The organism is Rhodococcus sp. P4_B6 (assembly GCF_056402215.1).
Map to the genome: position 1 here is coordinate 58250 of NZ_JBFUHV010000002.1, position 23728 is coordinate 81977.

Below are 23728 nucleotides of genomic sequence, written 5' to 3' on the forward strand. Positions count from 1 at the left end.
CGCGTCACGGTCCGGTGGTGACCAGTTCGGCTGGGACCTGACGGTCGTTGGCCAGCGCGTCGAAGAACTGCGATGCCCGGTCGTGATCCCAGAGCAGCACGTTCCCGGAGCCGTCGACGTCCTCGAAACCGCCCACGGGGACGGTGGTGGTGACCATGTCGCCGCGAACCGCCCAGGCGAGTGCGGCCAGGTTCCAGATGTGGTCGCTCTCGTCGACGCGCAACGATGCGGCGGTGTCGGTGACGAGCGGCCAGACGCGGAACGGGTTGAGCCACGTCGCCGGACTGGTGGCCTTCGACATCAACGCCGCCATGAACATCCGCTGATGGTTCATCCGGTCGATGTCGGCGAGCGCGGTCGCGCGGCTGCGGACGAAACCGAGCGCCTGCGCCCCCGACAGTTCCTGGCAGCCGGGTGCGAGGTTGATCCCCGCGAGCGGGTCGTCGATGGCGGTGTCCAGGCACATGTCGACGCCGCCGATCGCGTCGACGATGCCGGCGAATCCGCCGAATCCGATCTCCGCGTAGTGGTCGATGTGCAGACCGGACGCCTCCTCGACCGTCTGGGTCAGCAGTTGCGGACCACCGAACGCGAACGACGCGTTGATCTTGTCCTCGCCGTAGCCGGGGATCGACACGTACGAGTCGCGCGGGATGCTCACCATCGTCGCCGGGCCGCCGCCGCTGGGGACGTGCACCACGATGATGGTGTCGGTGCGGTCCGGACCGCTGTTGCCGCCGGTCGACAGTTGCTGTTCCTGCTCGGGGGTCAGCCCGGTGCGGCTGTCCGAACCGACCAGCAGCCAGTTCGTGCCGGGGGTGTCGCCGATCCGGCCGGGGTAGTCGGCCAGCGCGTCGATCCGGTTCAGCGAACTGTCGAGGTAATAGGTCATGCCCGCGAGCGCCAGGACCAGCACCAGGAACAGGATGCCGATGCGACGCCCCCAGTGCCGTGGCCGCCTGCGCTGTTGCGGCGGCTCCGGGGCCCGCGACGGTGCGGGCGGCGGAGGTGGTGGCGTGCGCGGGGGACGCCGGTCGGGCACCTGCGGTGGCGGTGGCGGTGGTGCGTCGCGGTACGGCTGCGGCGTCTGGGTGGGTGCGTAGCCGCGCGGACCCTGCGGCGGGGCCGAGCGGGACAGTTGCGGTTCCGGGGCCTGGGACCAGGCCTGCTGGGGCGGCGGCGGGGCGCCCCGGCCGTCGCGGCGGATCACCTGGGTGCCCTCCTGCGGCGGCGGACCCTGACGCGGCGCGGGGTGTCGCGGGCGAGGCGCAGGAGGCCCCTGTTGCGGCGGACCCTGCGGCGGCACCCGCCGGGTCTGCGGAGGAACCCGCTGGTCGGGAGGCGGGATTCGGCGGTTCGGGGGTGGCGGCACCTGCTGCCCGCCCGGCGTCCGCCGAGGCGGACGGGGCGGCAACGGAGGATAGGGGGCGTCGCCGGTCACCCGCACGACTTTACTGGTCCGGCCGGATTACGGAATCCAGCCGACGTGCCCGCGCAGCGCGGCATAGCCGACGAAAGCGACCGAATCGATGGTGGCGTGAGCGATCACGAGAGGCCACAACCGTCCGGTCTTCTGCCAGTACCGGCCGAACACCAGACCCATCGCGACGTTGCCCAGCCCGCCGCCGAAGCCCTGGTAGAGGTGGTACGTCCCCCGCAGCAGCGCCGACGCGAGCAGCGAAGAATTCTCGCTCCACCCGAGTTGCCGCAGCCGGGTGATCAGATACGCGACGACGAGCACTTCCTCCGCGCCGGAATTCGCGATCGCCCACAGGATCAGCGCGGGCAGACGCCACCAGTGGTCCCCGATCGTGCTGGGGACGACGGTGAGGTTGGCGCCGATCGCGCGGGCCAGCAGGTAGAAGCCGAGCCCGGGCAGACCGATCAGTGCGGCGAGCCCGACACCGTGCGTCGCATCGGGGCGCCAGCGGAATCGGCCGAGCCCGACGTCGCGTGGGCCGGCACCGCTCCGCCACAGGAGATACAGCCCCAGGGCGCCCCACGCGAGGAGTTTCACGACGCCGAGCAGTTGCCGGGCGACGTCGATGATCTGGTTCTCGGCGCGGGCGACGTTGAGCGCGACGGCCTGGTCGGCCAGGTTGCCGGGTGTGAGCAGCGATTCGGTCAGCGACAGCAGTCCCGACAGCCCGCTCGTCCCGAACGTGACGAGCAGGACGATCGTGATCTCGATCCACAGGGCCCGGCGCTCGGTGCCGGCGGCCACCGGGGCGGCCGGTTCGGGTGAGGCCGGCTGTAGCCAGGAGGTGAGCGTTGCGCGCGAGATCACGCCGCACACGCTAGCGTGCGGCGAACCGGAGGGCCGGTCAGCCGCGCGCGCGGAGTCCGTTCACGAACGGGCATCCCACCAGCAGCCGGATCGCCCTGCTCAGGGCGACGGCGTCGTCGACCGGCGCGGAGAACGGCATCCAGATGTCGCGATCGCCGTGGTCGTTCTCGACGCGCAGTCGCAGTCCGTACCGGTCGATGCCCAGGGGGCGGACGCGTCCGCGCCGCATGTGGGGCGGAAGTTTGCGCGACAGCATGTCGATGAGGTCGCGGTGGTCTTCGTCGAGGTGCTGGAGCCAGGCGGTCTCCATCTCCCAGAACGGGTCGGGCCGGGCGGCGAGCAGATCGTCCAGGGCGACGGGTTCGGCGCCACTCGAATCGGCGACCACCGCCGATTCGAGACGCAGTTGCAGCAGCGTCGCATCGTGTCCGACGTCGAGTAGTCCGGGGTGCGGGTATTCGGAGGCCACCTCGTCGGCGAGGGTGCGGGTGTGTGCCTCGCACAGCGCGTGGAGGTTGCCGCGCAGCCAGACGAGCGACCGCACGGGCTCGCGCAGCGCGAGCGGTGAGTTGTCGGTCAGTTCGAGCACGGCCGGGATTCCGCCGCCGCCGGCGAGCCAGGACAGCGTGGCGGCCGCCGACTCGGTGGGCACCGCGACGACGACGTCGCCGCTGGACCGCAGGTGGTGGACCGACGTGACGGTCGGTGCGCTGCCTTCGACGGCGAGTACCGCGTCCTGGGTCCGTGCGCACGAGCTACGCACACGCTCGGCGGTGGACGGACCGGTGGTCGTGACGGGCATGGAGCCTCCTTCAGGGTTCCGCGATACTGAGGTAACCCTAACCTAATGTGACGGAACCGGCGAGGGCAAGACCCGAAAAGATTTCGGTCCACGAGGCGGGCATACGGTGGGACGGTGGCCATACCTCTCTCCCTCGGTGTTCCGCGCTCCCGCGGACCGCAGTCGTTGCTCGCGGATCTGCTCAGCGGGACCCGGGACACGAGCCCGGCCGCCGGTGGCGCATTCGGACCGCGGGTGGTCGCGGCGTCCGCGCTGCTCGACGCCGTCGGCACCGACGCGGGCCGTGTGATCGTGGGGCTCGACGTCGACCCGGCCGTTCTCCGCACCAGCGAGCAGGCCTCCTACGAGGCGGTCCGGTTCCACCTCGACTGCCCGGCGGGCCAGCTCGGCGACGCGGTCGCGCTGCGGCTGCCGTCCCCGCTCGCGGTGTTCGTCGTCGCGGACGGCAGCGACGACGCCGGCCTGGCCGAGACGGCGCAGCACCTCGCGGACGCAGGCTGCATCCCGGGACTCGCGAGCGGGCACTCCATCGGCGAGGTCGCCGACTTCCTCGCCGTCCTCGCGCACGCCGACGTCGGATACGTGGCGCGGGCCCGTGACACCGCCGAGGTGCTCGCGCTGCTGTCGGGGACGGTCGCGTCCCTCCGCGGCGACGACGTGCGGGCGGCGCTCGCGACCCCGGATCCCACGAGACTCGCCTCGCTGATCCCCGAGGCCGCGGAGGCCGTCCGCGAGGTCCTGCTCGGGGTCGAGGTCGACGACCCGGTGCTCGTCGCCGGTGAGCTGGCGGACGCGGGTCTGCGGTAAAACATTCACCGTCAATGCGCCGGACCGTCAACGCTCGGTGCGTAATCTCGTAGTCGTGCCAAAGATCGCGTATTTCGGACCGTCGGGAACCTTCACGGAGATGGCGCTCGCCCAGCTCGAGGCCGAGGGTGCCTTCGACGGGCCCGTGGAGCGGGTGGCCGCGACGAGTCCGCCCGCCACCCTGGCCATGGTGCGTGACGGCGTCGTCGACGGCGCCGTCGTTCCCATCGAGAGCTCCGTCGAGGGCGCCGTGGTGCCCACCCTCGACTCGCTCGCGCTGGGTGACCGCCTGCAGATCGTGGCCGAGACCGAACTCGACGTGGCGTTCACGATCCTCGGCGGGGCGGGCGTCGAGCGGCTCGACCAGGTGCGCACCGTGCGGGCGTACCCGGTGGCGGCCGGTCAGGTGCGAATCTGGCTGGAGGAGAACTGCCCCGGCGCCCAACTCCAGACGGCGTCCTCCAACGCCGGCGCCGCCGAGGACGTGGCGAACGGCCTCGCCGACGCCGCCGTGTCCACCGCCCTCGCCGGCGAACGGCTCGGGCTCCGCAGCCTCGCCGACGGGGTCGCCGACGAGAAGAGCGCCCGCACCCGATTCGTTCTGGTCACCGCGCCCACCCGGGTGCCCGCCCGCACCGGCGGCGACCGCACCTCCGCCGTCCTCGAACCCCACAACACCCCCGGCTCCCTCGTCGGTGTGCTCTCCGAGTTCGCGACGCGCGGAATCGATCTCATCCGCATCGAATCACGCCCGGTGCGCACCACCCCCGGCCTGTACCGCTTCTTCGTCGACTGCATCGGGCACATCGAGGACCCGCTCGTCGCCGAGGCGTTCCGTGCGCTGCACCGGAAGTCGCACGTGCGGTTCCTCGGGTCCTGGCCCGCCGCCAACCCGAGCGGCCCGCCCCCGCCGTCCGACGGAGACGCGGCGGACTGGATCGAACGAATCCGTCAGGGAGAGAGGGAATCGTGAGCGGCAGGCTGATCCTGGTCCGGCACGGGCAGACCGAGGCGAACGTCGAGCGCAGGCTCGACACGAGGCTGCCCGGCGCCCGGCTGACACCCGAAGGACTCTCCCAGGCGGAGCGGCTCGGAAACGACCTCGCCGCACGCGCGACGACGGCCGCACTCGTGTCCTCGCAGGCACTGCGCGCCCGGCAGACGGCGCGGTTCGTGGAACTGGCGTCGGGCATCGCCGTCCAGGTGCGGGAAGGACTGCACGAGGCGCAGGCCGGTGAACTCGAGGACCGCAGCGACGAGGAGTCGCACAAGCTGTTCATGAAGACGTTCCACCTGTGGCACACCGGCGAACTGGACGCCCGGGTTCCCGGCGGGGAATCCGCCAACGACATCCTCGACCGGTACGTCCCGGTCGTGGACTCCCTGCGTGAGCAGTACCTCGACGATCCGGCGGCCTCGGGCGACGTCGTGCTGGTCAGCCACGGCGCCGCCATCCGGCTCGTGGCAGCACAACTGGCCGGGGTGCCGGGGCTGTTCGCCGCCAACAATCACCTGGCCAACACCCAGACGGTGGAGTTGACCCCGCTCGCGGGCGGCAGCTGGGAGTGCGTGCGCTGGGGAACCGTGGAGCCGCCGTTCGAGCACCGGGTGATCCCCGGCGCCGACGATCCGATGGGGTGACGTCGTTGCGCGCACCCTGCGGTTGCGCGACGATGGAGGAAACCGTCCTCGAGGAGTGACGGCGTTGGATTGGTTCGTTGGCGAAAACTATTCGCTCGGTCGGCTGCTCGTCACCGAGGGGCTCGCCGCGATCTACCTCGTCGCGTTCCTGGCCGCGAGAAACCAGTTCAGGCCGCTCGTCGGCAGCACCGGGATGCTGCCCATCCCGAAGTTTCTCCGTGCCGTCCCGTTCACGCGTTCGCCGAGTATCTTCCACCTGCACTACTCCGACCGGTTCTTCGAGGGGATCTGCTGGACCGGCGCCGGACTGTCGCTCGCCGCGCTGCTCGGTCTGACGCAGGTCGTCCCGCTCGCCGTGTGCATGCTGGTGTGGTTCGCCCTGTGGGTGCTGTACCTCTCGATCGTCAACGTCTCCCAGCTCTGGTACAGCTTCGGCTGGGAGTCGCTGCTGCTAGAGGCAGGTTTCCTGGCGATCTTCCTGGGCAACGCGTCGGTCGGGCCACCGATCCTGGTGCTGCTGATGCTGAGGTGGTTGCTGTTCCGGCTCGAATTCGGGGCCGGGCTGATCAAGATGCGCGGCGACCGATGCTGGAAGAACCTCACCTGCCTGTACTACCACCACGAAACCCAGCCCATGCCCGGACCGTTCAGCTGGTACTTCCACCGGCTACCGAAGCCGCTGCACCGGGTCGAGGTGCTCGGCAACCACTTCGCTCAGCTGGTGGTGCCGTTCGGGCTGTTCGCGCCGCAACCGGTCGCGGCCGTCGCCGCGACGATCATGATCGTCACCCAGCTGTGGCTGGTGGCGAGCGGCAACTTCTCTTGGCTGAACTGGACGACCATCGTGCTCGGTCTGTCCGCCATCCCCGACAGCGTGTACGAGACGGTGCTGCCCGTCGACGTCCCGGCGGGCAGCGACTCGGCGCCCGTCCCGTTCGCTGCGCTGGTGATCGCGGTGACCGCGCTCGTCGTCGTGTTGAGCTACTGGCCCATTCGCAACCTGATCTCCCACGGCCAGCGCATGAATGCGTCGTTCAACAAATGGCACTTCGTCAACACGTACGGCGCGTTCGGCAGCATCACCCGGGTGCGGTACGAGGTGATCGTGGAGGGCACGTCCGACGCTCATCGCGGCCTGCATTCCGAGTGGAAGGAGTACGGCTTCAAGGGGAAACCGGGTGACGTCAACCGGCGGCCGCGCCAATTCGCGCCGTATCACCTGCGGCTCGACTGGTTGCTCTGGTTCACGGCGATCTCGCCCGGCTACGCCGAACCGTGGTTCCGGGGGTTCGTCGAGCGGCTGCTGCGCAACGACCCGGACACCCTGAAGTTGTTGCAGTACAACCCGTTCCCGGATCAGCCGCCGAAACATGTGCGTGCGCGCATGTACCGGTACGAATTCACCACCTGGAAGGAGCGCCGCGAGACCGGTGCGTGGTGGAAGCGGCAACCCGTGTAGGTCAGCGGAGCCGGTCGGCCAGCGATTCCAGCGCCTGCCGCAGGCGTTGCGGGGTGCCGGGGCTGAGCGACGACCACGCCACGCCGTGCGCGGACACACTGGACGTGCCGACGATGCGCCCGGCCTCCGTGTCGAATACCGTGACGGGCCCGCCGACCGGATCGTATTGCCCGTCGCCGTAGACGATTCCGACGATCTCGGCGTAGGTGGTGCAGCCGGCCATCGCGTTGCCCAGAACCGTCGCGTCGACCGCGGGCACGCCGAGCACGGCGAGCGCGGCCGCGAGCGACTTGCCGTCCCCGCCCTGATCGAACGCCGCGCCGAGTTGGACCGTGGGTGCGTTGACGACGCCGGCGTTCAACGGTTCCACCGCCCCCAGCGCACCGATCACGGGCGCGAAGATGTCGGCGCCCGCATCCTGGACGACGTACGTGTCGCCGGCCCGCAGGGCCAGCACCGACAGTGCCTCGCCCCGGGAGACGCACAGTCGCGAGATGCTGCCGTCGACGTACCAGCGCAGGGCGATCTCCCACAGCGGCCGGGCCAGAACCCGCAGGCGGTCGGCGAGTTCGGGGTGGACCCCACCGCCCGGGAGCAGATCCCGGGCGGCGAGGGCGCCGGCGGCGCCGCGGAACGCGGCGTCCCTGGCGTCGTACGTGTCGTACCGCGGGGTGGCGTCGAGCACCACCGGCAGCACGTCGAGCGCGAGCGTGTCGACGAGATAATCCATTTCGTCGAGGCTCAGGGTCACCGCCGGCAGGGTCGGTACGCCCGGCTGGGTGCCCAGGTCGATCACCGTCCCGACTCCCGGTGGTCGGGGTTCGCGCCGATGACCGAGGGAATGACCGTGCGCCCGTCCGAGAAGTGCTCGAAGTTCTTCAGGTAGTCGGGGGTCTCCCGCTCGTCGTCGTCCTGTGAACCGGCCGCGCCCGCCCCGCGACCGACCGACATCGGTCCGCTACCGGTGCCGCCGCGCGTCGCCGCGGCCGGGTTCACGTCGGCGCGAACGTCTCCGATCACCCCGCCGGGTGTGGCTGCCGGTGCGCCGGGCCGTGCCCCCTGGCCGCCGTCGGTCCTGCCCCAGCCCTCGGGCAGCGTCGCCCCGCCTGCCGCGCCGGCGCCGATGCCACCGACGGAGGTGCGGGCGGCCGCGGCACTGGTCGCCGCGGAACCGCCGCCGTACGAGCCACCGGACAGCACCGGCGCACCGCCCATCATCGGGGCGGCGCCGCCACCGGTGACCGCGGACAACGCCGCGCCGCCGATGTTGCTCGCCGCCGACGTGGCGGTGGAGACGGTGGTGCCCGCGATGCTGCCGACCTGTGACGCGGCCGTGGTGACGGCCGGGTTCTGGCCTGCGGCCATCAGAGCGGCCGCCGCGGCACGTGTCGGATCGAATTCACCGTCGGCCGGGATTTCGTCGAACGTCCCGACCTCCTTCGAATCGGCCTTGGTGACGATCCGCGGGGGCTGCCGGTACGCGCGCTTCAGTGCCAGGATGTTCGACGCGGCCTCGTAACCTTCCATCACGAGCCCCGCGCGGATGTCCATCGCACGGTCCGCGGCCTCCGCGGCCGCGGCGGTGCCGTTGAGCGCACCACCCGTCGTGTACGCGGTGGCCTTCGCGGTCTTCACGGCGACGATCTCGGGAATACTCGGCATGATGAGCGCGGCGGTGGTGTACGCGCCCGCTTCGAGCCCCGCCTTCGCGGCCGTGTCCGCGGCGAGTTCCGCGCATTCGGCCGTCCACACCGTGAACGGCGTGATCTTCGCGAGTGCCGCGACCGCGGACACACCCTGCCAGCCGGCCGCGAGTTCGGCCATCACACGCACCAGCGTGAGGTTGGCGTCGACGAAGCTGGTGGACAGCGCCGTCCACGCCGCGCTCGCCACGCTCAGCGGCACCGGTCCCGCGCCCGCGACGAGGGTGGTCGAGTTGACGGTCGCCCCTCGGGGCAACCAGATGACACCTGTCAGTCCCATGGTCATGTCTGATCTCCTGGTGGTTTCGAGGCGCCGGCCGTCACATGCCCGCAGCGAGGGTCGCGCCGAGCGCGACGTCCTCGGCGACATACAACGCGGCCTGGGTGCGGAGCGTGTTCGCGGTCTCGCGCATCTCGAGAATGCCCTGCGCGACAGCGGGGGTGAACGTGCCCGCGACGGTGTTGAAGTAACCGGCGGCGTGCAGGGAGACCTCTTCGCTCCCGGAGGGGAGCACACGGATGGCCGCGGAGTTGAGAGCGACCGCTGCCTCGAGACGCGCGGCGAGCGCGTCGAGTTCCACGGCGGCGGCGACGAGAGCTTCAGGTGCGACGTGCAGATCCGGCATGTGCGTCGAACTCCTTCTTGACCTAGGCAGGCGGAAGGCAGTTGCCCCCCGGCAAACGAACTGCATGTGCAGCTGTCCCTACACACTTGGACGCTGCACCGCGCTCTTCGGTTCCCCCCGATCCCGAGAAATTCTTCTCGGGAAAACCGTTCATCCCCAGCCGAGCTCGTGCAAGCGATCTTCTTCTATCCCGAAGTAGTGCGCAACCTCGTGTATCACGGTGACGGCGACCTCGTGGACGACTTCCTCCTCCGAACTGCAGATTTCGAGGAGGGCGTCGCGATAGACGGTGATGGTATCGGGCAGCGATCCGCCGTAATGACTGTCCCGCTGCGTCAGGGCGATCCCGTGATACAGGCCCAGAAGATACGGGTCCTCGTCGTTGCGGTCGTCGACCAGCACGACGACGTTGTCGATCGCTGCCGCGAGCTGGGGTGGGATCAGATCGAGTGCGTCGCCCACCAATTCCTCGAATCGGTCGGGCGTCATGCTCACCGCCACATCAGTTCCCGGGGGGTGGGGCCGCGCCGGGGAGCGGCGTCGGCATCGACCTGCCCTCCGGGACCGGCGGCGGAGGCACGGGCGCGGCGCCGTTGATGAGGATCTCGCCCTTCGCCGAACCGGTGATGGTCGAGAAGCCGCCTGCGTCGGTCTCCTTACCCACCGAGCAGTTCACCCGTCTGCTGYCCGCGAGCCAGCTGTCGAGTTCCAGGTTGTCCCAGAACAGTGTGAGCGTCTTGTTCCGCAGCGCGTCTGCGGAACCGAGGTATTCGTTGGCGGCCTGCGTGCACACGCCTTCGAGATACTTGTCCTGATCCTCGACGGACGGCATCGACGACGGGAACTGGGTGGCCAGGTCGACGACGGAGATCACTTCGAAGGCATGGGGTTGCGCGCAGTCGACGGGATCGGTCGGCACGTTCTGGTTGATGCCGATGCAGGTGCCGGGGTCCCAGATGTTGGATTGGTCCTGCTCGGCCACCTTCCCGGTGAACGGCAGCAACGTTCCTGCCGTGCTGGAGAATTGGAGGCCGCACCGCAGGGTGCGTTCGCCCGCGGCCCAACCGGACTCGCTGGGGAACATCAGGCCCACACTGAACTTGCCGTACGGATCGAACTTTGCGCCGAGATAGGAGTCGACGGCGGGCACGCAGTGCTCGTCCCGCAGTGCGGCGAACCGCAACGCACCCGGGTAACGCGAACCGGGACCGAACTCGGCGCCGGGATACACGCTGAGATCCAGCGGCGCCGCCACCTCGAACCGGTGCTCGTCCGCACAGTCGACCTTCGCGACGTCCTTCCGGTCTTCCTGGGGGTCGTTCGACGGCGTCCAGTCGAGGCAGTCGCCCGCCGCCGCCGAAGAGAACGCGTCGCCCTCCGCCGAACCCGTCGCCTGCGGTCCGGCACCCGTCGAGTGCGTGGGGAGATTCTCGCTGCGGTTGAAACCGCCGGCGATCGCGACCGTGGCGATCGCCGCCACCACGGCACCTGCCGCGACGGCCGCGAGCGCGCGACGCGTCGTGGTCGCGGACATGCTGCGGGGAGCCTTCTCCGGTTGCCCGCCATTCTGCGGCTGGGGGTCGGCGCCGTTCGACTGATCTGAGGACATCGATTTCCATAATGCCCGTTCCGATCGAGGAAGCAGAACAACTCCCGCAATCGGCTCGAACCCGGCGTACCTTCGACAACCATGAGCGACGACTCTCAGCGCTCCGCCGAGCCGGTGGATCCCGAACTGCAGGAGCTCGCCGGGCGCGTGTTCGATACGGCACGATCCGGCGACGCCGTGTCCCTCGCCACGTACCTCGACGCGGGCGTCCCGGTGAACCTCGCCAATCAGAACGGCGACACGCTGGTGATGCTGGCGGCCTACCACGGTCACGCCGAGGCCGTTCAGGTTCTGATCGACCGCGGGGCCGACGTCGACCGGCTCAACGACAAGGGGCAGTCCCCGCTGGCAGGGGCGCTGTTCAAGGGCGAGGACGCCGTGGTGCGAGCCCTCGTCGCCGGTGGTGCCGACGCCACGGCGGGCCACCCGACCGCCGTCGACGCCGCCCGGATGTTCGGCCGCGAGGATCTCCTGACCCTGCTGGAACCGAAACCGGAGTGAGCCGCTCCGCGGCGCCCGGTAGGGTTTGAAGCCGTGATTGACCTGAAGTTCCTCCGCGAGAACCCCGACGCCGTCCGCGAGTCGCAGCGCACCCGTGGCGAAGATCCCGCCCTGGTCGACGCGTTGCTCGAGGCCGACGCGTCCCGTCGCGCCGCCGTTCTCGCCGGCGACAACCTGCGTGCCGAGCAGAAGGCGTTCGGCAAGAAGGTCGGTCAAGCGTCCCCGGAGGAGCGTCCGGCGCTGCTCGAGGGATCCAAGGAACTCGCGGCCAAGGTGAAGCAGGCCGAGGCCGAGCAGCACCAGGCGCAGGCCGCGCTCGACGCCGCGCACCGGGCGATCTCCAACGTCGTCCAGGACGGCGCCCCCGCCGGCGGTGAGGACGACTTCGTCACACTCGAGACGGTCGGGGAGATTCCGGCGTTCGACTTCGAACCCAAGGACCACCTCGAGCTGGGTGAGTCGCTGGGGCTGATCGACATGGAGCGCGGGGCCAAGGTCTCAGGCGCCCGCTTCTACTTCCTCACCGGCTTCGGCGCCATGCTGCAGCTGGGAATGCTGCAGCTGGCCGCGCAGAAGGCGATGGCCAACGGCTTCCAGATGATGATCCCGCCGGTGCTGGTGCGGCCGGAGATCATGGCGGGTACCGGGTTCCTCGGCGCCCACGCGGACGAGATCTACCACCTCGCCGACGACGACCTCTACCTCGTCGGCACGTCCGAGGTCCCGCTGGCCGGGTACCACTCGGGGGAGATCCTCGACCTCGCCGACGGCCCCAAGCGGTACGCCGGCTGGTCGACGTGCTTCCGCCGCGAGGCAGGCAGCTACGGCAAGGACACCCGCGGCATCATCCGGGTGCACCAGTTCGACAAGGTGGAGATGTTCACCTACTGCAAGCCCGAGGACGCCGACGCCGAGCACCAGCGCCTGCTCGCGTGGGAGCGCGACATGCTCGCCGCCATCGACGTGCCGTACCGCGTGATCGACGTGGCCGGCGGCGACCTGGGGTCGTCGGCGGCTCGCAAGTTCGACTGCGAGGCCTGGGTGCCGACGCAGCAGGCGTACCGCGAGCTCACGTCGACGTCCAACTGCACGACGTTCCAGGCGCGTCGCCTCGGCGTGCGGTACCGCGACGAGAACGGGAAGCCGCAGACGGCCGCAACCCTCAACGGCACCCTCGCCACCACCCGGTGGATCGTCGCCATCCTGGAGAACCACCAGCAGTCCGACGGCACCGTGCGGGTGCCCGAGGCGCTCGTGCCGTTCGTCGGGACGGATGTTTTGAAACCGTGATGCGCCGCCCCGAGATTTTGGGAAGGCTACCCTTGCGCGATCGCGAGAATGATGTAACCCTTACCTAATCCAGTTGGTTGGTGAGGAGCTCCACATGTTCGTGTGCATCTGCAAGGCCGTGACGGAAGACGAAGTGCATGAGCACTGTGCCGCCGGGGCCGACAGCGCGGATGCGATCGGTGAGCGGTGCGGTGCCGGCTGGGGATGTGGAACGTGCGTAGATCGGTTGAAGGAGATTCTGGGCGAGCGGACGGTCGTCGGTAGCACGGCCGCGTGACAAAACTGCAGCACAACTGAATCCCGCGATTCGCCACACCGTGGTATCGCCAGTGGTACGTTCGCCACAACCGGGGCGAACGGAGAAGTCATGCGTGGCGACGACGAGATCATTGCTCTTCTCAACGAACAGTTGACCAGTGAGCTGACCGCGATCAACCAGTACTTCCTGCACTCGAAGATGCAAGCCAATTGGGGATTCACCAAACTTGCGGACAAGACCCGGGCGGAGTCCATCGAGGAGATGACTCACGCCGAGATCCTCACCGACCGGATCCTGTTCCTCGAAGCGCTTCCGAACTATCAGAAGCTGCTGCCGCTGCGCATCGGGCAGGACCTGCGCGAGCAGTTCCACTCCGACCTCTCCATCGAAGTCGAGGTCGTCGAGCGCCTGCGTCCGGGCATCCAGATGTGCCGCGAGAAGGGCGATGCCACGTCGGCGAAACTGCTCGAGGGGATCCTCAAGGAAGAAGAGGATCACATCGACTACCTCGAGACGCAGATCGAGTTGATGGACAAGATGGGCGACCAGCTCTACATGGCCCAGCTCGTCGATCAGCCGCCGACCGTCGGCTGAACGTACCCTTCGACGCCTCAGATGCGCCGAAGGGTACATTCACCCGCCGGGGTCAGAGCTTCGTGGACCGCAGTTCGTGCCCCTTGGACGTCTTGCAGCGCCCCGACTCGAGGTCCCACTGCCAGCCGTGCAGGTTGCAGGTGAGGTTGGTGCCGTCGACGACGCCGAACTTCGACAGGTCGGCCTTCAGGTGCGGGCAGCGCCGCTGGATCTCGTAACCGCCGAGTTCGATCGACGCGGAGTCGTCGTGGGCCTCGGCGAACCAGCCGTCGGCGTACGCGATGCGCTCGTCGGTGAGGCACTTGAAGAACGTGTAGAGGAATTCGTTGTACCCGCCGACGCGCCACGCCTCGAAGCGGGTGGACAGGAAGATGGTGTTCACCCAGTCGGGCTCGTCGTCGCGCAGCACCGTGCGCACCAGTTCGGGGGCGATGCGGAAGCCGTACCGGTACTTGCCGTCCTTCTCGCCGCGCGGGCGGACGGTGCGCGCCGGGAAGTCGAGGACGACGGTCTCGTCGCCCATCACCAGGCCGACGGGGTAGCCGATGCCGTCGCAGATCAGGTCGGACTGCTTCATGATCGGCTCGAACTTCGCCTTCAGCGCCTCGAGCAGCGGCTCACCCTCGGCGGGGGCCCACGTGGCCTTCTCGGCGGCGAGGACCGGTGCCAAGCGCTGCGCCATGTCCTCGATGTATGCGGCCTTATCGGAGAAGATCTTGTCGACCTCGGCGTCCGGGATCGGGTGCGTGAGCGTCAGCTCGGCACCCTTCATGTCCGCGGTGGACCCCGGGATCATCAGGATCCCGCCGTCGTTGCCGTGGATCCGCATCTGCTCGAGGAACGTGATCTGGTCGGGGAAGATGTTGCCCTCGTCACCCCGGTCGTCGTTCAGGTAGCGCAGCGCGTCGTCGAGGAACACGGGCGGCCCCGCGGACGGCACCACCCACGTGGCCGCGACCTGCTCGATGTAGCTGCGACAGCGGTCCATGCCGCGCTGACGCTTCTGCTTGCCGAAGTTGGCCTTCGTCTTGGTCGGAATGTCGTAGACCATCGGGTACCAGATGGCGCCCGAGTACTGCAGCAGGTGGATATCGATCTTGCCGAACTCGTCGTGCAGGACGTCCATGTCGACGGGCCGGGCGTCGTTCATGTTGAAACAGGTGGTCTCGCCATCGGACACCACGAGACCCGAGTCGCCGATCGGACCGTCGGCGGGCGCGCGCAGCGCGATGATCATGATGTCCAAGTCACCTTTGGGCCCGGTGACCTTGTGCTTGACGGAGTCCTCGGTCTCGAAGAATTTGTGGAAGCCCAGCGCCTCGAGCTCACGCCTGAGGTCCGGCACCGGATAGTCGGGGAGCAGCACGGTCGCGTCTTTGTCGACGTGCTTGGCCAGGTTCTCCGGGTCGAAGTGGTCCTTGTGCAGGTGCGACACGTACAGGTAGTCGCAGTTGCCGAGGGTGTCCCAGTCGAGCTGCGTGTTGTCCGGAAACGGGAACCAGGACCCGAAGTACGCGGGGTTGACCCACGGGTCGCACAGGATCGAGCCTGCCTCGGTCTGGATGTGGAATCCGGCGTGTCCGACGCTGGTGACCTGCACTGGTATGCCTCCTGGGAGCTGAGCGACTGTTCCAGGGTAGGCGTTCCCCCCAGGTGAGTGACAATGCGCGCTCCAGCACACCGTGCCACTCACGTGCGGTCAGGTCACTTCGCCCAGGCAATATCCGTCGGGTCCGATGGACAGCGTGACCTGCTTGGTGACGGTCACACCGGACACGTCGGTGACCGGAACGGACACGTCCAGGTAGTCACCGCGGACGGGTGTGGCGGTCATCGCGTCGGCGGCGAACGCGGTGGTCCCGGCCAGGACGTCGGGGTCGAGCCGGAGCGGCGGACGGCCGCCTGCGCCCGTGCCCGCCGGGTCCCATGGGCTCAGGCCGGGGCAGATCAGCGGGTAGGCGGTCTCGGTGTCCGCCCGGTTCACCGGCGCGCCGGACTCCCGCGACAGGAACCGGGTGACGGCGTACTCGGCGTCGGCGGGGGTGTAGAAGTCGACGGTCCCGGCGGGGTGGACGTGGGGGCAGGCGTAGCCGGACGCGATCTCGCTGCGTTTGACGGACACCGTGGTCCCGCCGCCCGTCCACGACACCGCGAACTGCCCGTCGAGGCCGGGTTGCGCGAGCGCCCCGAGGATCGCGGACGCGTCGGCGTACTGGTCGGCGGCCTGCGCGGGCGGCAGCGTCCAGCATTTCGCGGGGACGGCGGCGGGCCGGGTGACCAGGTCGGTGGCCCAGGCTCTGACCGCGTCCACCGCCGCGGGGTTGCCGGGCACCTCACCGACGACCACCTGCGGCACGGGGGCAGGCGGTGTGGTGGTCGTGGGCTCGGCCGCGGAGGTGGGCGCGGACACAGCGTCGGCCGGGGGCTCCTCCGTCGGGATGCCGGACTGCGAATCGCACGCCGCCCCCGCCCCGAGGATCACCGCGACGACCGGCGCGATGAGCGCCCTCCTGCCCGTGCCACCCATGTCCAGCGCGCCCTTTCTGTCGACTCCCCACCGAATGTCCGTCCCCGACGGCGGGCCAGATCGCGGATACCCGGCTACGCTAGCCGATTGTGGAACCCGTCTACCGAACCGTCATCGGCATCGCCCGCACCGTATTCGCCCTCGAGGGGCTGAAGTTCACGGTGAAGGGTGATCAGCACATTCCGGCGACGGGTGGGGCGGTGATCGCGATCAATCACACCGGCTACATGGACTTCACCTACGCCGGACTTCCGGCCCGCAGGGTGAAGCGGTACGTCCGCTTCATGGCGAAGAAGGAAGTGTTCGACAACAAGATTTCGGGCCCGATCATGCGCGCGCTCAAGCACATTCCGGTCGACCGGGCCGCCGGCTCGGATTCGTACAAGGCGGCCGTCGACTTCCTGCGTCGCGGCGAACTGGTGGGCGTCTATCCGGAGGCCACCATCAGCCGGAGCTTCGAGATCAAGGAATTCAAGTCGGGTGCCGCGCGGATGGCGATCGAGGCGAATGTGCCGATCGTCCCGGTGGTCATCTGGGGCGCACAGCGGGTGTGGACCAAGGGGTTCCCGAAGCGGCTGGGCCGCACGAACACTCCCATCTCGATTGCCGTCGGTGAGCCGATCCAGCCGTTCGAGCCGGCGTCCGAGCTGACCGAGAAGCTGCACACCACCATGACCGCGATGCTCGCGGACCTTCAGCAGGGGTACGACCACCCGGCAGGGGAGTACTGGGTGCCCGCGCGACTCGGTGGCAGTGCGCCGACGCTCGACGAGGCGAACAAGATGGACGCCGCCGACGCCGAGGCGAAGGCGCAGGCCCGCCGGTCCCGGGAGACCGGTAGCTAGAGACGGTGGCGGTGGAGCCGGTCTACGCGGCTGTCGAGTCGACGGCCAGGGCGTTGTCCCTGTTCCAGGGGCTGAGGATGACGCGAGTCGGCCTCGACAACATCCCCGCCGAGGGCGGTGCGGTGCTCGCGGTCAATCACACCGGGTACCTGGACTTCGTCCAGCTGGCACTCGCGGTCGGTGCGGTGGACCGCAAACTGCGGATCATGGCCAAGGCCGAACTCGCGAACAACAAGGTGATGGCGTTCCTGATGCGCGGATGCGGGGTGATCCCGGTCGACCGGACCGCGGGAGCGGGCGCCTACCTCACCGCGGTGGAGCGGCTGCGCGAGGGCGAACTGGTGGGGGTGTACCCGGAGGCGACCATCAGCCGGAGCTTCGAGATCAAGGAACTGAAGTCGGGTGCGGCGCGCATGGCGATCGATGCCGGGGTGCCGATCGTGCCCGTCATCGTGTGGGGTGCTCAGCGGATCGCCACCAAAGGCCGGCCGAGACAACTTGGACGGCACCGCTTCCCGGTGACCGTCGAGGTGGGACGGCCGATCGAGCCGCGCGAACCGGCGGACGCCCTCACCGAGACCCTGCACGCGGAGATGGGCGCGATCCTGCGCCGGGTGCAGGACGGATTCGACCATCCGGCGGGCGCGTACTGGGTGCCCCGACGTCTCGGTGGCAGTGCGCCGACCATCGAGGAAGCCACCGAGCTGGACCGCCGCGAGGCGGAGGAACGCCGGTCCCGGTAACGGCCGCCCGGTGGCGTCGCGGGCCCGGCAGGCAGAATGGCTGGGTGAGCCCAGACCGACCGAGCCTTGTAGCGTCCGATGTCGACGGCACCCTGATCGGGGAGGACGAGCGCATCAGCGCCCGCACCCGGGACGCCGTCGCGTCGGTCGTCGCGTCGGGGACACCCTTCGTGCTGGCCACCGGCAGGCCCCCGCGCTGGATCCATCCCGTGGTCGAGGGCCTCGGCTACGCGCCGCTCGCCGTCTGCGCGAACGGCGCCGTCATCTACGACAGCGACAGCGACCGCGTGCTCAGCGCCGCGACCCTGGACGTGGACACCCTCACCTGGCTGTCGGCGATCGCGCTCGACGTGCTGCCCGGCGCCGGTCTCGCGGCCGAGCGGGTCGGGGTCAGCGCCCACGACGCCGCCACGCCGCAGTTCGTCAGCTCGCCCGGCTACCAGCACGCCTGGCTCAACCCCGACAACACCGAGATGTCCGAGAACGAGGTCGTCGCGGCCCCCGCGGTGAAGTTGCTGATCCGGGTGCCGGAAATGTCCAGTCAGGCGATGGTCGACGCGCTGGCGCCGCACATCGGGCGCCGCGCCGACGTCACGTTCTCCACCGACAACGGGCTGATCGAACTGTCGGCGGCGGGCATCACGAAGGCGTCCGGGCTCGCGCTGGTCGCGGAACGGCTCGGCGTGACGGCGTCGCAGATCGTGGCGTTCGGCGACATGCCCAACGACATCCCGATGCTGAACCTCGCGGGCCGCGGTGTCGCCGTCGAGAACGCGCATCCCGACGCCAAGGCCGCCGCCGACGAGGTGACGGCCACCAACTGGGACGACGGGGTCGCGAAAGTACTCGAGCGCTGGTGGTCCTGAGACCACCAGCGCCCGAGAGGGGGTAACCCGGTCAGCCGGCCGGAACCGGTGCCGGCTCGACGGGAGCGGGCGCGGGAGCCGGTTCGGGTGCAGGTGCAGGTGCCGGAGCGGGCTCGGCGGGGGCCGGCGGAATCTGTGCCGGGTCCGCGGGCGGTGCGACGGGAGCCGCGGCATCGACCCGGGCGCCGTTCTTGTAGGCCTCCGCGTAGGTGTCGTTGTACGTCTTCAACACCTTGGTCACGATGCCGGTGAGCTCGTTGAAGATCAGCGAGCCGTTCTCGAAGTCGGTGCGCAGACCGCCCGGGATCGAGTACTCGTCACTGGTCGGCAGGCCCAGTTCACCGTTGTCGGCCCCGAGGCTCTGCCACGTCTTGAAGATCTGGCCGAGGACCGCCCACACGCCGCCGTTGGGCGAGGTGAAGATGGCGCCGTTGGCGAACTCTGCGCCCGAGTTCCCGGCCTTGGCCTGCAATAGTCCCGTGATGGCCTGGCCGAGCCTGCCGGTGTCGCCGCCTTCCGCGACCCACTTCTGGGCGACGGGCGACGGATCGGTGAGCCGCAGCAGTTCGTTGACCAGGGCGGGGATCCCGGCGCCGAGGCTGCCGCTGGCATCCGTGCCCGGACCGCCGGACGGCGCCGGAGCCTCACCCGCGTGTGCGTCCGAGGCCAGCGACGCGTTGCCGCCAAGGTTGGCGGCCGCGATCTGCCGGATCTCGTCCATGTGCGAGTACGCCGCGTCGCCCGGGCAGGACGTGTTGCCGACATCGCGGTGCGCGAAGATCACCGGCAGGTCGACGGCCTCACCCTCCGCGTACGGGGTGAACTCGGTGCCCTCGGAGTACATCGTCGTCTCGCCGAGCGGGTCGAGTCCGGCCTTGCCGAGCTTCCAGCCGAGGAACTTGCCGACGGCGTCGAGCGTGGCCTGCGGCGGATCCTCGGACGAGAAGTCTCCCATCATCGCGACGCCGGTGGTGTTCTCGTTGAACCCGCCCGCGTGTGCGCCCTGGACGGGACGGTCGAGACCGCCTGCGCGGCCCTCGAAGATCTGGCCGTATTTGTCGACCAGCGCGTTGTAGCCGATGTCGCACCAGCCGAGCGTCTGCGCGTGGTACGCGTAGATCGCCCGGACGATCTCGGCCGATTCGGCCTTCGAGTAGTCGTTGGCGCCCGCGGTGTGGTGCACGGTTGCACCGCCGATGAAGTCGTCGTAGTCGGGGTCCTGGCAGCGGATGGACTCGTCCGCGCCCCACTGCTGTCGGCTGATGACCTTGGGGCCGCCGCTGTCGAGCGGGCTCGCGATGTCGCTGAGCGTGGCGTCGCCGGGGCCGCTGCCCGGTTCGATGAGCACGGCGGTGACGTCGTCGGCGCCCGCTCGTGCCGGCTGCTGTCGCAGCGGCGTGTTGACGGCGGCGGGGGTGTACCCGAGCGGCGCGGCCCCGCCGGCGGCGGGCGCCGGTGCGGGAGCGGGTGCCTCGGGTGCGGGAACCGCGTCCGGTGCGGGTGCGGGTGCGCCCGCCTGGGCGGGTGCGGAGGTGGGTGTGAGGATCTGGATCGCCTTCGTCAGCCCGACGTAGACGGGTTCGGTGGCGACCGTGCCGTCCGACGCGGTCTTGTCGGTGCGACGGGTGTCGATCATGTCGGGGGAGACCCACTGTCCCCACGTTCCGTCGGCCTGCAGCGCACGGACCTTCGACTCCGCGGACGCGAGGGTTTCGGACGTGAGCGCCACCATGCTGAACGGGGTGTCGCGGGACAGTTCCTTGACGATCGCGCCGGGCTGCTGATCGGCCGGGGGCAGGATCGCGGGGTCGGAGACGTCGCCCGGGGCGGGGATTTTCAGCGGGATCTGCAGGCTCGGGATCTGGATTCCRCCGGGGAGTTGCACGTTGCTGGGGATGTGGAGGTACGGCGGGATCTTCAGGTTCCGGAGGTCGCCGATGTTGACGTCCGGCAGGTTCAGCCCGGTCAGTTCCTTCAGCGGGATCACGATGTCGGGGATCTGCGACAGCACTACCTGCGCGATCTCGGTGGACACGGCGGAGTTGGAGGTTTCGTTCGTGGATCGGACGTCCGAGGGTGCGCTACTGATGCCGTAGACCGCAACGGGACTTGCGACAGCCAGCGCGGCGACAGCCCCGAGGACGATCGAGGGCTTCGGTCGACGGTGCGGCAAGGGGGACTCTCCTCAGTTGTAGTTTCCTGCGAGCGACCTCGCGTGTCTGCAACTCGTGATGCTTGTGTGACGGAAGAGACTGTTGTTGCTAACTCCAATCACTCTTGCCACACTAGTCACACAGGTCCATAACGCTCAACCTTACATTGAGACTTTATCCCGAATTTCTCGGACCCGCTGAGACGAGGTGCACGCCCCGTCTCAGCGCTCGTTGTTCAGCGATGAGGAGTGCAGTGATGGCGAAGACCGAATTCGGGGTTCGTGCAGGTAGACCTGCCTGGACTCGCAGGAGGCGGTACATCGCGGGCCCTCCCGCCCCGCGCGGGTTCAGGGCCAGACTTCTGCGCGCGTCGGCGCTCGGCATCGCACCCGTCCTCGTCGTCGGCGCCGTCACCGGCGTGGTCGTGCAGGTGCGCTCCTCCGGCCAGGACGTCCGGGAAACCGTCGCCTCCGACACGCCGTTCACGCTGTCCGGGCACGGCAACGGCCACGGGCGCGGGATGGGCCAGTGGGGCGCCTACGGGTACGCGAAGGATCAGGGGTGGGCGGCCGAGCGCATCCTCGGCCACTACTACGGCGGCACCACACTCGGCACCCTCGCCGACGCGCAGATCAGCGTCCGGCTGCAGGCGCGTGACGACCAGCCGCTCGACGTCTACTCCGACGCCGGCGCCGTCGTCGCCGGCAAGCCCGTCGGGCCGGGCGAGGCCGTCCACCTGACGCCGACCGCGGACGGCGGCGCCAACGTCGTCGTCACCCGCGGATGTGCCGGCGACGTCCTGTGGCAGGACGCCACCGACCACCCGTGGGTCGACCCGGTCGACCTCGCCCCGGACCGTCCCGCGAACGAACACCTCAAGCTGTGCGCCGGTGACACCCCCTACCGCGGCGCCCTCGGGGTCGCGCTCGACGGCGCCGCCGTGCGCACCGTCAACGTCGTCGACATGGACGACTACCTGCTGGGTGTGGTGCCTGCCGAGGCGAAGGCGGGCTGGGCCGACACCGGTGGGGCCGAGGCGCTTCGGGCGCAGGCCGTCGCGGCCCGCTCCTATGCCGCCGCCGAGAACCGGGAAGAGTACGCGAAGACCTGCGACACCCAGAGCTGCCAGGTCTACGGCGGTTCCTCGAAGGAGGACCCGCGGACCACGGACGCCGTCCGTTCCACCAAGGGCATGATCCTGACGAAGGACAACAAGCCGGTCGCTGCCGAATTCTCCTCGTCCACAGGCGGATACACCGCCGGCGGCGAGTTCCCGGCCATCGAGGACCAGGGCGACACCGTGTCGCCGAACCACGACTGGGTGGTGACCCTCACCGCGGGCGACATCGCGTCCGCGTTCAACGTCGGCGAGCTCGAATCGTTCGAGGTGGTCACCCGCAACAACTTCGGGGTCGACGGCGGACGCGTCACCGGTGTGAAGGTCGTCGGAACGTCGGGGACCGCCGAGGCGACCGGCGCCGAGGCGAGGGCGAAGCTGAAGCTCAAGTCCGACTGGTTCACCCTCGGTGACGGACTCGCTGTCCCGGCTCCGCCTGCCGCCCCCGGCGAACCCGACCCGTCCATCCTCGCCTCCGCCGGCGAGGACGAGGACACCGTCGGCACCACCGAGGGTTCGCCGATCACCGAGAAGTACAAGGAACTCGGCGGCGTCAACAGCACACTCGGCGCGCCGATCGGTCCCGAGATGATGCTGCCGTCGGAGGCCGGGAAGTTCCGGATGTTCACCAACGGCACCATCATCTGGACGAAGAAACTGGGGGCGCAGGTGATCGACGCCAGCGTGCTCCGCGAGTGGCTGCCGACCGGCGGCAGCTAAACGGAAGACAGCGGAGCGGCCCCCTCGAGCACGGCGAGCATCCCGTCGACCGACTCGGCCCAGCCGAAGTCCTCGGCCCGCCGCCGGGCCGACGCCCGGCGGGTGCGGGAGGGGATCTCGAGGATGCCGCTCACCGCGTCGGCGAACGCCGGGCCCCGGTCCCGGGCCAGGGCGCCGCAGCCGGGTGTGATGATCTCGGCGAGAGCCGAAGACTGTGACGCGACCACCGGCGTGCCCGCCGCCAGCGACTCGAGCGCCGACAGGCAGAACGTCTCGTGCGGTCCGGGCGCCAGCGATRCGTCCGCCGACGCGAACAGCGACGCCAGGCGGCCCTTGTCGCTGATGAACCCGGTGAAGTGCACGGGAAGCCCCCGGGCCCGGTACTGAAGCGCCTCCCGCCGGGGGCCGTCGCCTGCGATGACCAGCCGGGCGTCGTGCCCCTGCCGCCGCAACAGCCGGACGGCGTCGATGCTCCGTTCCACCTGCTTCTCCACCGACAACCGGCCGCAGTGCAGAAGGAAACGCTGCGCCGGATCGGCGAAGGAGTCGCGCATCTCCTGGTCGTGTTTGCCGGGGTGGAACATCGCGAGGTCGACACCGAGCGGGACCCGGTGCAGGTTGGGGGCCCCGATCCGGGTGAACTCCTCGCTCGCGAAGTCCGTCGTGCAGACCACGGCGTCGTAGTTGCGTGCCATCCGGCGGTTCGCGACGTCGGCCCAGCCGCGGGCCACGCGCCGGGGAGCGAACTGGCCGAGCAGCCGGTCGAGGCGCTCGTGTGACACGACGACACTGCGCACCCCGCGGGCGCGGGCCCAGCCCCCGAAACCGCGCAGCGTCAGCCGGTCGGACACCTCCAGGACGTCCGGTCCGAGCCCGGTGACGACGTCGGCCACCCTGCGCGGATCGACGACGCGATAACCCCCGGTCCAGGGGATGGTCGGAGCGGACCGGGTGATCCGCAGGACCCCACTCGGCAGCAGCTCCTCACAGTCCCGCTGACCTGGGACGACGAGGATCACCTCGTGTCCGCGTTCGACGTACCCCTGACCCCAGTTGTGGAGGGCGGTGCGGAGCCCGCCCGACCGCGGTCCGTAGAAGTTCGCCAGCTGGACGATGCGCACCCGCTCATGAAGCGCGATCGCCGCGTCGACGCGAACAACGAGGTCTGCAGAACCGGTG

General features: G+C 69.5%; 24 protein-coding genes. 12 read left to right on the forward strand and 12 right to left on the reverse strand.

Annotated features, from left to right (window positions below; translation table 11 throughout):
• Positions 1-4 precede the first annotated feature (4 nt).
• The 3 genes from AC1DWT_RS01180 to AC1DWT_RS01190 form a co-directional block, all read right to left on the reverse strand.
• Positions 5-1210 carry an LCP family protein gene (locus tag AC1DWT_RS01180; protein WP_477919422.1) on the reverse strand — a complete coding sequence of 402 codons (1206 nt, stop codon included), beginning with the start codon at positions 1208-1210 and terminating at the stop codon, positions 5-7.
• Positions 1211-1468: 258 nt separating this feature from the next.
• On the reverse strand, positions 1469-2287 hold the full coding sequence (locus AC1DWT_RS01185; RefSeq protein ID WP_072938656.1) for a CPBP family intramembrane glutamic endopeptidase: 819 nt from the start codon (positions 2285-2287) through the stop codon (positions 1469-1471).
• A gap of 37 nt (positions 2288-2324) precedes the next feature.
• Positions 2325-3089, reverse strand: coding sequence for a DUF2470 domain-containing protein (locus AC1DWT_RS01190; protein WP_007298301.1), 765 nt, complete (start codon positions 3087-3089; stop codon positions 2325-2327).
• A gap of 114 nt (positions 3090-3203) precedes the next feature.
• On the opposite strand from AC1DWT_RS01190, the gene AC1DWT_RS01195 reads away from it, so the two are divergent.
• The 4 genes from AC1DWT_RS01195 to AC1DWT_RS01210 are packed head-to-tail and all read left to right on the forward strand — an operon-like array spanning position 3204 to position 6996.
• A complete protein-coding gene (locus AC1DWT_RS01195) occupies positions 3204-3896 on the forward strand; it encodes a hypothetical protein (protein WP_477919423.1) in 693 nt (230 codons plus the stop codon).
• Positions 3897-3951: 55 nt separating this feature from the next.
• Positions 3952-4869 (forward strand): prephenate dehydratase, encoded by a 918-nt coding sequence (gene pheA / locus AC1DWT_RS01200; RefSeq protein ID WP_072938652.1) that lies wholly within the window; start codon positions 3952-3954, stop codon positions 4867-4869.
• Positions 4866-5537, forward strand: coding sequence for a histidine phosphatase family protein (locus tag AC1DWT_RS01205; protein WP_072938650.1), 672 nt, complete (start codon positions 4866-4868; stop codon positions 5535-5537). Before pheA ends, AC1DWT_RS01205 begins: the two co-directional genes overlap by 4 nt.
• Positions 5538-5592: 55 nt before the next feature.
• Positions 5593-6996, forward strand: coding sequence for a lipase maturation factor family protein (locus AC1DWT_RS01210; RefSeq protein WP_072938648.1), 1404 nt, complete (start codon positions 5593-5595; stop codon positions 6994-6996).
• A gap of 1 nt (position 6997) precedes the next feature.
• Here the strand turns inward: AC1DWT_RS01210 and AC1DWT_RS01215 are convergent, their stop codons facing one another.
• The 5 genes from AC1DWT_RS01215 to AC1DWT_RS01235 form a co-directional block, all read right to left on the reverse strand.
• Positions 6998-7792 (reverse strand): ESX secretion-associated protein EspG, encoded by a 795-nt coding sequence (locus AC1DWT_RS01215; protein ID WP_095862814.1) that lies wholly within the window; start codon positions 7790-7792, stop codon positions 6998-7000.
• Positions 7789-8985: a PPE family protein gene (locus AC1DWT_RS01220; RefSeq protein ID WP_095862815.1), complete on the reverse strand. Its 1197-nt coding sequence runs from the start codon at positions 8983-8985 to the stop codon at positions 7789-7791. Before AC1DWT_RS01220 ends, AC1DWT_RS01215 begins: the two co-directional genes overlap by 4 nt.
• A 34-nt stretch (positions 8986-9019) precedes the next feature.
• Positions 9020-9325, reverse strand: a complete 306-nt coding sequence (locus tag AC1DWT_RS01225; protein WP_072938642.1) for a PE family protein — start codon at positions 9323-9325, stop codon at positions 9020-9022.
• A gap of 150 nt (positions 9326-9475) precedes the next feature.
• Complete coding sequence (locus AC1DWT_RS01230) at positions 9476-9826, reverse strand: metallopeptidase family protein (RefSeq protein WP_072938640.1); 351 nt, start codon at positions 9824-9826, stop codon at positions 9476-9478.
• A gap of 1 nt (position 9827) precedes the next feature.
• Positions 9828-10934 (reverse strand): septum formation family protein, encoded by a 1107-nt coding sequence (locus tag AC1DWT_RS01235; protein WP_477919424.1) that lies wholly within the window; start codon positions 10932-10934, stop codon positions 9828-9830.
• Positions 10935-11015: 81 nt separating this feature from the next.
• Between AC1DWT_RS01235 and AC1DWT_RS01240 the strand changes: the two genes are divergently transcribed.
• The 4 genes from AC1DWT_RS01240 to bfr all read left to right on the forward strand — a co-directional run bounded on the left by AC1DWT_RS01240 (position 11016) and on the right by bfr (position 13578).
• Positions 11016-11435 carry an ankyrin repeat domain-containing protein gene (locus AC1DWT_RS01240; protein ID WP_072938635.1) on the forward strand — a complete coding sequence of 140 codons (420 nt, stop codon included), beginning with the start codon at positions 11016-11018 and terminating at the stop codon, positions 11433-11435.
• 33 nt (positions 11436-11468) lie between these two features.
• Positions 11469-12725, forward strand: coding sequence for a serine--tRNA ligase (gene serS, locus AC1DWT_RS01245; protein ID WP_095862818.1), 1257 nt, complete (start codon positions 11469-11471; stop codon positions 12723-12725).
• A gap of 94 nt (positions 12726-12819) precedes the next feature.
• Positions 12820-13002 (forward strand): (2Fe-2S)-binding protein, encoded by a 183-nt coding sequence (locus tag AC1DWT_RS01250; protein WP_012691106.1) that lies wholly within the window; start codon positions 12820-12822, stop codon positions 13000-13002.
• 90 nt (positions 13003-13092) lie between these two features.
• Positions 13093-13578, forward strand: a complete 486-nt coding sequence (gene bfr / locus AC1DWT_RS01255; RefSeq protein WP_072938629.1) for a bacterioferritin — start codon at positions 13093-13095, stop codon at positions 13576-13578.
• A 52-nt stretch (positions 13579-13630) separates the two neighbouring features.
• On the opposite strand, the gene AC1DWT_RS01260 is transcribed toward bfr, so the two are convergent.
• Both AC1DWT_RS01260 and AC1DWT_RS01265 read right to left on the reverse strand, forming a co-directional pair.
• Positions 13631-15178 (reverse strand): Rieske 2Fe-2S domain-containing protein, encoded by a 1548-nt coding sequence (locus AC1DWT_RS01260; RefSeq protein WP_072938627.1) that lies wholly within the window; start codon positions 15176-15178, stop codon positions 13631-13633.
• 99 nt (positions 15179-15277) lie between these two features.
• Positions 15278-16105 (reverse strand): hypothetical protein, encoded by an 828-nt coding sequence (locus tag AC1DWT_RS01265; RefSeq protein ID WP_206014367.1) that lies wholly within the window; start codon positions 16103-16105, stop codon positions 15278-15280.
• Positions 16106-16194: 89 nt separating this feature from the next.
• On the opposite strand from AC1DWT_RS01265, the gene AC1DWT_RS01270 reads away from it, so the two are divergent.
• Genes AC1DWT_RS01270 through AC1DWT_RS01280 form a run of 3 tightly spaced genes read left to right on the forward strand, consistent with a single transcriptional unit; the run spans position 16195 to position 18559 of the window.
• Positions 16195-16950, forward strand: a complete 756-nt coding sequence (locus tag AC1DWT_RS01270; protein ID WP_072938622.1) for a lysophospholipid acyltransferase family protein — start codon at positions 16195-16197, stop codon at positions 16948-16950.
• 11 nt (positions 16951-16961) lie between these two features.
• On the forward strand, positions 16962-17693 hold the full coding sequence (locus AC1DWT_RS01275) for a lysophospholipid acyltransferase family protein (protein WP_095862821.1): 732 nt from the start codon (positions 16962-16964) through the stop codon (positions 17691-17693).
• 44 nt (positions 17694-17737) lie between these two features.
• Positions 17738-18559, forward strand: coding sequence for a Cof-type HAD-IIB family hydrolase (locus AC1DWT_RS01280; protein ID WP_072938619.1), 822 nt, complete (start codon positions 17738-17740; stop codon positions 18557-18559).
• Between the two features lie 31 nt (positions 18560-18590).
• Here AC1DWT_RS01280 and AC1DWT_RS01285 read toward each other — a convergent pair whose 3' ends face one another.
• The gene (locus AC1DWT_RS01285) at positions 18591-20732 is read right to left on the reverse strand and encodes an N-acetylmuramoyl-L-alanine amidase (RefSeq protein WP_095862823.1); all 2142 of its coding nucleotides are present in this window, start codon (positions 20730-20732) and stop codon (positions 18591-18593) included.
• A gap of 236 nt (positions 20733-20968) precedes the next feature.
• Between AC1DWT_RS01285 and AC1DWT_RS01290 the strand changes: the two genes are divergently transcribed.
• Entirely contained in the window at positions 20969-22549 is a 1581-nt protein-coding gene (locus AC1DWT_RS01290; RefSeq protein WP_206014369.1) for a SpoIID/LytB domain-containing protein, read from the forward strand.
• Here the strand turns inward: AC1DWT_RS01290 and AC1DWT_RS01295 are convergent.
• Positions 22546-23670, reverse strand: coding sequence for a glycosyltransferase (locus AC1DWT_RS01295; RefSeq protein WP_477919425.1), 1125 nt, complete (start codon positions 23668-23670; stop codon positions 22546-22548). The two genes, AC1DWT_RS01290 and AC1DWT_RS01295, sit on opposite strands and share 4 nt — an antisense overlap.
• Between the last annotated feature and the right edge of the window lie 58 nt (positions 23671-23728).